Origin of the sequence: Stenotrophomonas sp. CASM110 (assembly GCF_049384345.1) — a bacterium.
Classification (GTDB): Bacteria; Pseudomonadota; Gammaproteobacteria; order Xanthomonadales; family Xanthomonadaceae; genus Stenotrophomonas; species Stenotrophomonas muris.
On record NZ_JBMRGI010000009.1, the window covers coordinates 45,109 to 56,209 of the forward strand.

10 protein-coding genes are annotated in these 11,101 nt (G+C 68.3%); 6 read left to right on the forward strand and 4 right to left on the reverse strand.

Annotation, left to right across the window (positions count from 1 at the left end; genetic code table 11):
• The first annotated feature begins 180 nt into the window (after positions 1-180).
• Positions 181-633 carry a ribonuclease domain-containing protein gene (locus VG561_RS09770; RefSeq protein ID WP_049405900.1) on the forward strand — a complete coding sequence of 151 codons (453 nt, stop codon included), beginning with the start codon at positions 181-183 and terminating at the stop codon, positions 631-633.
• Positions 633-1,046, forward strand: a complete 414-nt coding sequence (locus tag VG561_RS09775; protein WP_262087986.1) for a barstar family protein — start codon at positions 633-635, stop codon at positions 1,044-1,046. Before VG561_RS09770 ends, VG561_RS09775 begins: the two co-directional genes overlap by 1 nt.
• 128 nt (positions 1,047-1,174) lie before the next feature.
• Here the strand turns inward: VG561_RS09775 and VG561_RS09780 are convergent, their stop codons facing one another.
• Together VG561_RS09780 and VG561_RS09785 are read right to left on the reverse strand one after the other, a co-directional pair.
• The gene (locus VG561_RS09780) at positions 1,175-2,935 is read right to left on the reverse strand and encodes a hypothetical protein (protein ID WP_053495369.1); all 1,761 of its coding nucleotides are present in this window, start codon (positions 2,933-2,935) and stop codon (positions 1,175-1,177) included.
• Between the two features lie 10 nt (positions 2,936-2,945).
• Positions 2,946-3,545, reverse strand: a complete 600-nt coding sequence (locus VG561_RS09785) for an NfuA family Fe-S biogenesis protein (RefSeq protein ID WP_014037813.1) — start codon at positions 3,543-3,545, stop codon at positions 2,946-2,948.
• A 90-nt stretch (positions 3,546-3,635) separates the two neighbouring features.
• Between VG561_RS09785 and VG561_RS09790 the strand changes: the two genes are divergently transcribed.
• From VG561_RS09790 to zupT, 3 genes are all read left to right on the forward strand, one after another.
• The gene (locus VG561_RS09790) at positions 3,636-3,986 is read left to right on the forward strand and encodes a 4a-hydroxytetrahydrobiopterin dehydratase (RefSeq protein WP_014647741.1); all 351 of its coding nucleotides are present in this window, start codon (positions 3,636-3,638) and stop codon (positions 3,984-3,986) included.
• Entirely contained in the window at positions 3,983-4,399 is a 417-nt protein-coding gene (locus VG561_RS09795; protein ID WP_014647742.1) for an energy transducer TonB, read from the forward strand. Before VG561_RS09790 ends, VG561_RS09795 begins: the two co-directional genes overlap by 4 nt.
• A gap of 98 nt (positions 4,400-4,497) precedes the next feature.
• A complete protein-coding gene (gene zupT, locus VG561_RS09800; RefSeq protein ID WP_014647743.1) occupies positions 4,498-5,307 on the forward strand; it encodes a zinc transporter ZupT in 810 nt (269 codons plus the stop codon).
• 102 nt (positions 5,308-5,409) lie between these two features.
• Here zupT and VG561_RS09805 read toward each other — a convergent pair whose 3' ends face one another.
• Positions 5,410-6,384 (reverse strand): RluA family pseudouridine synthase, encoded by a 975-nt coding sequence (locus VG561_RS09805; RefSeq protein ID WP_049403782.1) that lies wholly within the window; start codon positions 6,382-6,384, stop codon positions 5,410-5,412.
• Positions 6,385-6,791: 407 nt separating this feature from the next.
• Here VG561_RS09805 and rne point away from each other — a divergent pair, with 407 nt between their 5' ends.
• Positions 6,792-10,043: a ribonuclease E gene (gene rne / locus VG561_RS09810; RefSeq protein WP_423179550.1), complete on the forward strand. Its 3,252-nt coding sequence runs from the start codon at positions 6,792-6,794 to the stop codon at positions 10,041-10,043.
• A 169-nt stretch (positions 10,044-10,212) separates the two neighbouring features.
• Here rne and VG561_RS09815 read toward each other — a convergent pair whose 3' ends face one another.
• Positions 10,213-11,100, reverse strand: a complete 888-nt coding sequence (locus tag VG561_RS09815; RefSeq protein ID WP_423179551.1) for an endonuclease/exonuclease/phosphatase family protein — start codon at positions 11,098-11,100, stop codon at positions 10,213-10,215.
• Between the last annotated feature and the right edge of the window lies 1 nt (position 11,101).

Below are 11,101 nucleotides of genomic sequence, written 5' to 3' on the forward strand. Positions count from 1 at the left end.
GCGGTGCGCGGTGAATGATGGGGACAGACCGCCAGATTACCAAGGGGGATGTAAAGGAAATTGCGTCCTGCCAGTGAGCACGACGGCAATTGTTACGCAGCAGTGACGCAGCGCGCTCCTCATGCACCGTGCAGCGCACAGGCGCTACAGTGCGTGCACTACCCTCGCCCGCCCCTGCCCATGCGCAACCCCCGGCTGCTGATCACCGCCATCGCCCTGCTGCTGCTCGGCCTGGTCGCCAACCATTTCCTGCAGCGGCCCCCGGCACCGCAGTTCGCGCCCGACCTGCAGGGCACGCCTGTCGCGCGCGCGCCGGCCACCGCCTCGCCCGGCAAGGACAGCGGACTTCCCGCGTTCCTGCCCGCCGAAGCGCGCGCGACCATCGCCCTGATCCAGCGTGGCGGTCCATTCCCGCACCGCCAGGACGGCAGTACCTTCGGCAACCGCGAGCAGCAACTGCCGCAGCGCGCGCGCGGCTACTACCGCGAATACACCGTCGACACCCCTGGCGCGCCTACGCGTGGCACGCGTCGCATCGTCACCGGCGGCGATCCGCCGGAAGCGTGGTACTACACCGACGACCATTACGCGTCATTCCGCAGCTTCACCGTACCGGCCCAGGGAGCGCAGTGATGAGCCACGATGATTTCGGCCTTGGCCTGCATGACATCAACAACGCCGGCGTCTACGCCATCGACAGCGACGACATCGGCGCACTGGCCGCGGCGATGCGCGATGCCGGCCTGAAAGTGATCCGCATCGATCTGGAGGGCGTCGCGGACAAGCGCACCCTGCTCGCCCGTTTGGCCGCACAGCTGGATTTCCCGGCCGGTTTCGGCGGCAACTGGGATGCGCTGTCGGACAACCTGCGCGACCTGCAATGGCTGCCGGCCAATGGCTACGCGCTGTTCCTGGCCGACGTGGACGCGCTGCGCGCCGGTCCGCAGAAGGACTTCGACACCCTGCTGGACGTGATGGACGAGGCCAGCCGTGACTGGGTCGGCCGCGACGTACCGTTCTGGGTGTTCCTGTCGCAGAGCGCGTAAGGTCACTGCCTTGGCCGGCATGCACTGACGCCTTGGCAGAGGCCGATCTTGGTCGGCGCTTCTGTGCCAACCAAGGTCGGCATCTACCAAAGCGCGGGCCGGCCAGCGCATCGGGCGCGGCCGAAGCTTTAGCGGCTCCCGTTGTCTTCCTGCAGTTCCTTCTTGAACGGGATGTCCGGCGGCGGTCGTGCCACGGCCGGCTGGTCCTGCATGTTGGGGTTGGTCAGGCCACAGCCGCCACCGGCCTGCAGGATCGAAATGACGCAGGAGATCCTTGTGTTGGTGCCCGGCAATGGAATCTCCATCGCCTTGACGCCCTTGCGCACCCATTCGGCCAGCAGCGATTCCTGCGGCACCCAGTACTTGTCGAACGAGGTCGGCGTGTAGTCGTACGGCGGGCGCTTCAGCCAGGTGCCGGACTGCGCAATGCGCTCCTTGCTCCAGCCGTCGTTGGCACCGCCGGGCGCACCGCGCGCGGCATGGCCATCGCCCTCCTGGCCAGGCACGCGCACGCTGCCATCGGCATTGAACAGGCCGCTGCCCTTGCCGGCGGTACTGGCCTGGCGGGTACCGTTGCTGCTGCCGTCGCGGTTGCGGCTGGAAGACCCCCAGTCATCGCCCTTGGCAGGCGTCGCCCAGTTGCCTGGATCAGGCGCCGGGCGCGCTCCCGCGTTTGCGGGTGTGCTGCTGGATGCTGACGGACGCGCGCTGCTGCTCGCCTGCGTCGCGCTGCCCTGGGCCGCAGTCGCGGGCGTCGCCGTGGCACTGCCACTGGAGGATGCCGGCGCTGCCACCGGTGCCGAGGCCACTTCACGTTCCCGCACCTGCACGTCGCGGCCAGTGGGCGCGCGTACGGCGGGCTCACGCCCGGCCACCGCCGCCATCCGCACCTGCGGATCGGCCACGGCCTGCACTTCACGTTCGCGCACCTGCACGTCCTGCTGCGGCACGCGCACCTGCACTTCCGCGCTGCGCAGCGGTTGGGGAGCCACCGGCGCGTCGACCGTACTGACTTCGCGTTCGCGCACCTGGATGTCACGCACCTGCGGCGTGCGCACGGCCAGTTCCGGGGTACGCACCGGGCTTGGTGTCGGCGGCGCCTGCACCGGCTGCACGCTGCGCTCGCGCACGGCGGGTGTGCTGTCACGCGGCACGACGCTGACTTCGGTGCGCGGCACACTGACCGGCGGCACCACGAAATCCGTGCTGGCCTGCGCCACTTCGGTGGCCTGGACGGGCGAAGGCGGCGGCGCGGCCACCGGCGCCGGCTCGGCGTCGGCTGGCGGTGGTGGAACGCTGGCGGTCGGCGCGGATGCCGGGGATGAGGCGGTGGTTTCGGCAGCCACCGGACGCGGCGCAGGGGCCGAGGCAGCGCCCGCCTCCTGGCCCGGCGCAACCCGACCTGCCGCCGCAGCCGCAGCCGCTTCGGCGCCCGGCTGATCGCCACCGCCTTCCTGCGACGCGCGGCCGACGAACTCCACCTGCACGCGCTCGCCCTCGGTGCCCTCTTCGTCCGGCGCGCTGGTACGGATCACCGCCACCCACAGCAACAGCACGAAGAACAGCAGGTGCAGCAGTGCACTGACCAGTGCCGAGGTCCAGCGCATCCAGCGCTGGTCGCGCGGCGCGGCGTCCCAGTCCTGCCAGAACAATCGGCGCAGCGCCTGCCACGGCGACAGCCGCGGCGACTGGCCTGGCGGGCCCGGCAGCGGGCGCGGCAGGAAAACTGCGATCACCTCGCGGGCATGGAACGGCCGCGGCAGTGGCCCCAGCGAGCGCAGCCACAGCGCCCAGCCATAGGGCAGGCGCGTGGACTTCTCGAGGACGGCGCGGGGCTGCTGGCGCGCCAGCAGCAGATCAATGAGTTGCTCGGCCCGGGTCAGAGGCACGCGTCAGCGATCAGGCGACGTTGCCGCGCGGAATGTAAGGCGCGTGGCCGCTGTCATGATCGGTCGCGTCACGCACGGCGGTCACGCCCGGCACGCGGCCCATCAGGGTTTTTTCGATGCCCTGCTTGAGCGTCACATCGGCCATGCCGCAGCCCTGGCAGCCACCACCGAAGCGCAGCAGCACCACGCCGTCGGACGAGACTTCCTGCACGGCCACCTTGCCGCCATGCGAGGCCAGCTGCGGATTGACTTCGTTCTCCACCACCCAGTGCACGCGTTCGACCAGCGAGGCCGCATCACCCGGCGCTTCGCCCTTGATGCGCGGCGCCTTGATGGTCAGCTGCTGGGCACCGGCGGTGCCGGCGACGATGTCGATCTCGGCGCCATCGAGCCAGCCAACGCTGCCGGCGTCGACATAGAGGGTGAAACCATCGCAGTCCACCGCCCACTCGTCACCGAGCAGGTCGGTCGGTTCGGCGAATTCCAGCCGGGCATCGGCGCGCGGCGTACCGGGGTCGACCGCGCTCAGGCGCACGCCCATGCCGGGCACGCCCTCGCGTTCGATCAACTTGCGGAAATGGGTCTGGGCAGTGTCGGAGATCTGGATCATCAGGCTATTCTAGCCAAGTAAGCGTCAGCCGCTCATTCGGTTTATACACCGTCCGGCGCATTGTTCAGTCAACACGAGGTGGAGATTCCCATGGCCGACCTGATTCCACTGGCCCAGGCCCGTTGCGTGCCGCGCAAAGGCAGCGACCACAAGCTCGGCGAGGCCCGCCTGGCCGAACTGCTGCCGCAGGTTCCCGGCTGGGAGCTGAGCGAGGGTGACCAGGCCCTGTCGCGTACCTTCCGCTTCAAGGATTACTACGCCACCATGGCCTTCGTGAACGCGCTGGCCTGGATCGCCCACCGCGAGGACCACCACCCGGACCTGGGCGTGCACTACGACCGCGCGGTCGTGCGCTTCTCCACCCACGATGTGGGCGGGCTGAGCGAGAACGACTTCATCTGCGCGGCCAAGACTTCGGCCCTGACGGAGCAACTGCCATGAACGTACGTTTGCTGAGCCTGTCCCTGATCGCTGCGACCGGCCTGGCCGGCTGTGGCGCGTCCGAACCGCCGTCACCGCCACCACCGCCGCCGACCGAAGTGGCCGCGGTGAAGACGCCGCCGCCGCAGTACCCGCTGGAACTGGCCTGCATGGGCGTGGGCGGCACCAGCACCTTCAAGGTGACCATCGGCACCGACGGCAAGCCGAGCGAGGTTGCGCTGTTGACCGGGGCTGGCAACCCGCAGCTGGACGAACTGGCCAAGACCGCCGTGCAGGGCTGGCAGTTCAAGGCCGCCACCCGTAACGGCCAACCGGTGCCGGCCACCATCCAGGTTCCTGTCAGCTTCAACCCGCCACAGCCGAAGCCGGACCAGTGCTTCGCCATCGAAGAACGCCTGCGCCGCGGCGGCTGATCGCGCGCACCCCGACGGGGCCTGCCGACGCCCGCCTCGCCCTCGCCGCCCCGGCCCTGCCCGGGGCGGCTGTCTGTTGACCAGGATCGCGTGGGTTGATGCTGCAGATTCCCCCTGAAAACATCTGGATCGCACTGGCGGTCACGCTTGCCGCAGGCCTGGCCACCGCGATCGGCAGCCTGCTGGTGCTGTTCTCGCGCCGCCCCAGCCCGCGCCTGCTGGCGTTCGGCCTGGCCTTTGCCGGTGGCGCGATGGTCTATGTGTCGCTGTCGGAGATCCTCAACAAGTCCATTGCGTCGTTTGCACTGGCGTATGGCGAGCGCACCGGCTTCACCTACGGCACCTTGGCCTTCCTGCTGGGCGTGATCGTGATCGTACTGATCGACCACTTCATTCCCAATCCGCATGACAGCCTGGACAAACAGGACCCTGCGTTCCGCGAGAACAGCCGCGAGTACCTGAAGCGGGTCGCGCTGCTGACCTCGGTTGCGATCACCGCACACAATTTCCCGGAAGGGCTGGCGACCTTCTTTGCCACGCTGGAAAGCCCATCGGTGGGCATGCCACTGGCCTTCGCCATCGCCATCCACAACATTCCCGAGGGCATCGCGATCGCGGTGCCGGTGTACTTCGCCACCCAGAACAAGTTCTACGCGTTCAGTGCCAGCCTGCTGTCCGGCCTGGCCGAGCCCGTGGGCGCGGCGCTTGGCTACTGGCTGCTGTCAGGATCGCTGTCGCACGCCACGTTCGGCTGGGTGTTCGGCCTGATCGCCGGCGTGATGGTGTTCCTGGCGCTGGATGAGCTGCTGCCGGCGGCCAAGCGCTATGCCAAGGGCCACGAGACGGTTTACGGACTGGTGGCCGGCATGGGCACGCTGGCGATCAGCCTGGTGCTGTTCAAGTGGTGAGGGGTTCCCGGCTCGCCCTGTAGAGTCCAGCCATGCTCGACTGGCTTTCCGCGCGGCCCGACCGAGGCGCAGTCGAGCGTGACTCGACGCTACGGGAGATCCTTACTTCAGCCGGTCCAGCGCCTCGACCAGCTCATCCGCCAGCGGCGCGTTCAATACGTATGGGCTCTTGCCGTCATCCAGCGCGAACTCCAGCGAGGCCGCATGCAGGAACAAGCGCTTCAGCCCGATCTGCTCACGAAGCCGCTTGTTGACCGCTGGATCGCCGTATTTGTCGTCACCGGCCACCGGATGCCCCAGATGCTGGGCGTGCACGCGGATCTGGTGGGTACGGCCGGTCTCGATGCGGACTTCGCAGTACGAATGGCCACCGCGGCGTTCCAGCACCCGGAAGTGGCTGATCGACTCCTTGCCGATCGCATTGACCTGCACATGGCGCTCGCCGCCCTGGCGCAGGCCCACGTGCAGCGGTGCGTCGACCGTCATCACGCCGTCGGGCATGCGCCCGGCCAGCAGCGTCAGGTAGCGCTTGCGGATGCCGGCGCCGTGGTCTTCACGCAGCAAGGCCTGCAGTTCGCTCAGCGCCGAGCGCTTCTTGGCCACGATCAGCAGGCCCGAGGTGTCGCGATCCAACCGGTGGACCAGCTCCAGGGTCTGCCCCGGGCGCAGCGCGCGCAGGGTCTCGATGGCGCCGAAGCTGATGCCGCTGCCGCCGTGGCTGGCCACGCCGGTCGGCTTGTTCAGGGCCAGCAGGCGGGCGTCCTCGAAGACGATGGCCTGCTCCAGGCGGCGCATGAACGCCTCCGGCGGACCGGCCTTGTCTCCCTCCTCAGTGAGACGGACCGGTGGCACGCGCACCTCGTCACCGGCCTCGAGCTTGCGTTCGGCCTTGGCGCGGCCACCGTTCACCCGAACCTGGCCACTGCGCACCAGCTTGTAGACCAGGCTGCGCGGGGCGCCCTTCAGCTGGCCGAGCAGGAAGTTGTCCAGGCGCTGGCCGGCGCGGTCGGCGGGAACGGTGATCATGCGCACGGAAGGCTTGTCGCCAGCGGGTTTGGTGGGGTCTTGGGCGGTCATCAGGCTGTTTATTCTGTTACACTCGGGGGGCGAGATAAGGGATTGATTTCGTTGGAAGTTACTCAGGGCCAGAAGCCCAGCTTCCGACGAATCCGGCACAGTGCGCGACCACCGCCCGCGGGGCGGCCATGTTAGCGGCTCACCGGCCTTCCCGGCCATCGCCGGATGCCTGACACGCAACCGTGCTGAACATGTCCCGCGTGGCGCTCCAGCCTGGCTGACAGCTGCCTGCGGCCTGTAACACCCCAAAACCCATAAGAGTGAAGCGCTCCCGCGGCCTGCCGTGGTGTCGTAGCGCTGGAAACCCAAGCCGCCCTCCCCGCGCTTGCGCGAATGGGCGGCGAACCGTGTCCAGAGGCGAAACCCCATGGCGTTCCGCGCGGTAGCCGCTTGCGAGGAACGCAACAATGAAGCGAATGCTGATCAACGCCACGCAGGCTGAAGAGCTGCGTGTTGCCATCGTGGATGGCCAGTCGTTGTATGACATCGACATCGAACAGCCGTCGAAGGAACAGAAGAAGTCCAACATCTACAAGGGCCGGATCTTCCGCATCGAGCCCTCGCTGGAAGCCGCCTTCGTCGAGTACGGCGGTGGCCGCCATGGCTTCCTGCCGCTGAAGGAAATCTCCCGCGACTACTTCCAGGCCGGTGTCGACCACAACAAGGCCGGCATCCGCGAGCTGCTGAAGGAAGGCCAGGAGATCGTCGTCCAGGTCGACAAGGAAGAGCGTGGCAACAAGGGCGCCGCCCTGACCACGTTCATCTCGCTGGCCGGCCGCTACATGGTGCTGATGCCGAACTCGCCCAGCGCAGGCGGCGTTTCCCGTCGCATCGAGGGCGAAGACCGGGCCGCGCTGAAGGACGCCCTGGACAAGCTGAACATTCCCGACGACATGGGCGTGATCATCCGTACCGCCGGCGTCGGCCGCGATGCGGAAGAGCTGCAGTGGGATCTGGACTACCTGCTCAATGTCTGGCGCGCCATCGCCGAAGCCGCACTGAGCAAGCCGGCTCCGTTCCTGATCTACCAGGAATCGCGCCTGATCGTGCGCGCCCTGCGTGACTACCTGCGCGCCGACATCGGCGAGATCCTGGTGGACACCGAGGAGATGTACGAGCACGCCCGCGAGTTCATGCAGCAGGTGATGCCGCAGACCCTGCGCAAGCTCAAGCATTACAAGGACGACATCCCGCTGTTCAACCGCTTCCAGATCGAGTCGCAGATCGAGGGCGCCTACGAGCGCAACGTGCGCCTGCCGTCGGGCGGCTCGATCGTGGTCGACCAGACCGAAGCGCTGACCGCGGTCGACGTCAATTCCTCGCGCGCCACCAAGGGCAGCGACATCGAGGACACCGCGTTCCAGACCAACCTGGAAGCGGCCGAGGAAGTGGCCCGCCAGCTGCGCCTGCGCGACCTGGGCGGCCTGGTGGTGATCGACTTCATCGACATGGCCTCCAACAAGCACCAGCGCGAGGTCGAGAACCGCCTGGCCAACGCGCTGAAGTACGACCGTGCGCGCGTCCAGGTCGGCCGCATCTCGCGCTTCGGCCTGCTGGAAATGAGCCGCCAGCGCCTGCGCCCGAGCCTGGGTGAATCCAGCCAGATCGTCTGCCCGCGTTGCGACGGCCACGGCCGCATGCGCAGCGTCGAGTCGCTGTCGCTGTCGATCATCCGCGTTGCCGAAGAGCATGCGATGAAGGAAAACACCGGGCAGGTGCTGGTCCAGGCGCCGGTGGAGATCGCCAATTACCTGCTGAACGAAAAGCGCAGTGCCCTGCGCGAGATCGAGCAGCGCCACGAGGCGCCGATCGTGATCGTCGCCGACGAGCAGCTGCACACCCCGCACTACACCGTCACCCGCCTGCGCGAGAACGAGCTGGGTGAAGAGAGCAACAAGCCCAGTTACCAGCGCGGCACCCCGCGCAAGCTGCCGGTGCATGCCCTGACCAAGGGCCAGCTGAACATCCCGCCGCCGGCGGTGACCCAGGTCAAGCACACCTCCCCCGCCCCGGTGCGCGAGGAAGTGGAGCCGGCCGCAGCGGCACCGGCCCCGGTCGTGGCAGCGCCGGTTGCAGCGGCCCCGAGCGGCGGCGTGATCGGTTGGCTCAAGCGCGTGTTCGGTGGCGAACCGGCGCCGGCACCGGCACCGGCGGCTCCTGTTGCCCGCCAGCAGCAGGACGGCGGCCGCAAGGACCGCAACAAGGATCGCAACAAGGACCGCAAGGATCGCCGCGACGACAACCGTGGCAACGGCAACGCTCAGCAGCAGAAGGATGGCGGCAACCGCAAGGAGCGCGGTGAGCAGCGCAAGGACGGCCGCAACGGCAACAACGGCAATGCCCAGCAGCAGCCGCAGCAGGGCAGGCAGAAGGAGCCGCAGCAGAAGGACGGCCAGCAGCCGCATCAGCAGAACAAGCCGCGCAACGAGCAGCAGGGCCAGAACCAGAACCAGCAGCAGCCGAAGCTGAAGCAGCCCAAGCAGCCGCGCCAGCCGCAGGACGGTGACAAGCCGGCCGAGAAGCCGCAGCGCAGCACCGCCGAGGCACCGGCCGAGGCCGTGACCGCGGCTGCCGCCGTGGCCGCCACGGCGGTCGCCGCCAATGGGGTGACCGCTCAGGAAGCCACTGCGCCGGTGGCGCCGGTTGCGCCGGCCGCCTCCGCTCCGGCGGAAGCCACTGCACCGGCCGACACCACTGCCAACGCCGGCAACGAGGCCGAGGCGATTGCCGTGACCGGTGAAGAGGCTGCTGTCGACGCCAACGGCGAGCAGGCCGGTGAAGGCGCGACCCGCCGCCGCCGTGGCCGTCGTGGTGGCCGTCGCCGCCGTCGTGGTGGCGCCGAGAACGCTGCCGGCAGCGATGGCCTGGGCGATGATCAGGACGACGCGGACGACAGTGATGACACCGATGCCGCTGATGTCGCCGAGCAGAGCAACGACAGCGTCGCCGGGACCACTCCGGTCGCGGCCGCGCAGCCGGCCCGTCCGCAACCGGAATTCGATTTCGATGACGAAGTCGAACCGACCGCTGCCGAATCCGGAAAGCCGGTCCGTGCCGCCGCCGCTGTTGTCGCCGCGCCGGTCGCGGTGGTGAGCAGCACCGTGGTCGATGCCGCTGCACCGGTGGTGGCCGAGGTACAGGCCCCGATCAATACCGTGGCCAAGGCCGAACCGGCATCTTCGCCGGTGCAGACCAGCATGCTCGATGCCATCGACGCGGCGACCCCGGCCCAGCCGGTGGTGGCTGCAGCACCGGCGGTCGAAGCCAAGCCGGTCGTGGTTGAGGCTGCCCCGGCCGTTGAAGCCACTCCGGTGGTCGAAGTGAAGCCGGTCGTGGAATCGAAGCCAGAAATCGCTGAAGCCGCTCCGGCGGTCGAAGCCGAGCCGCTGGCCGTTGAGGCCGCCCCGGTGGTGGAGGCCGCTCCCGCGGTTGAAGCCAAGCCGGTTGTCAAGACCGCACCGGTCGCCGAACAGCCCGTCGCTCCGGTGGCAGTTGAAGCCGCACCGGTGGAAGCTGCGGCCCCGGTCGCCGATGCGGTGGTGACGCCGTCGATCGATCCGGCCGCCGATGGTCACACCGATGCCGCCGCCCAGGCGGCCGAAGCCAAGGCCGACGAAGAAGACGAAGACGCCGCCAAGCGCACGCCGCCGGCGAACTGATCGCGATCTGGTCGCGTGAAAAGGAACGGCGGGGATCGATGATCCCCGCCGTTTCTGTTTGTGCGCCGGGCGCGTGCAGCGCTCTGGTAGAGGCCAACCTTGGTTGGCGCCGTTGTTCGAGCGAACGCGGACACGTCCGTGTCAACCAAGGTTGGCACCTACCAGGACATCAGCGCGTCGGCGCGAACTGCAACCGGGTCCACACGCCGTAGTGGTCCGAGGCCCAGCGACCGCTGTCATCTGGCTGGTCGAACAGGAGCTTCGCTTCGCGCGCGACCATCCGGTCCTGCTGGAAGAAGATGTGGTCGATACGCGAAGGTGCCTGGTAATAGTGCCGGTTCAAGGTGCTGACCCCGGCCAGGTCGGTGTTGACGTGCACGCTGCCATAGCTGTCGCCGTAATGGCTGCGCAGCTCGCTCAGGTCACCTGCGTCCACCAGCGCATTGAAGTCGCCCGCGATCACCACCGGCGCGCCGGCCGAGGTAGCGGTGATGAAGCGCAGCAGGTCCTCGACCTGGGTACGGCGGATGCGCTGACCACTCTCGTCGTTGCGCTCGTTGAGATGCGTGGCGTAGACGTTCACCGGCGTGCCGTCGACGTCGATGCGCAGGTGGGCCACCGTGCGGTAGTCGTCCAATGGCAGCAGCAGATGGTCCCCCTGGGCGAGGATCGGCCGCCGGGTCAGCAACGCATTGCCGTAACGCTTCGGCGCACCCACCGGATCGGTGGACACGAATACGTACTTGTAGCCGAGCTGGCTGGCCAGCCACTGCGCCTGGTTGCGCACGTTGCGGCGCTGGATCACCTCCTGCAGCGCGATGGCATCGGGCTGCAAGCGCTTGAGTTCGGCCAGGATGGTACGGCGGCGGCTTGGCCAGTCTTCGCGGTCATGATGGAGGTTGAAGGTGACCATGCTCATGCCTGGCGCGCTGGCGATGTCCACCGCTGGCGATGCGACCTGCGGCACCGCCGCCAGCGTCAGCCCTGGCAATGCCAATGCAATGGCCAGCCCCAGGGCGCGCACCGTCGCACGCGCTCCCTCCCCTTGGTGCTTCATC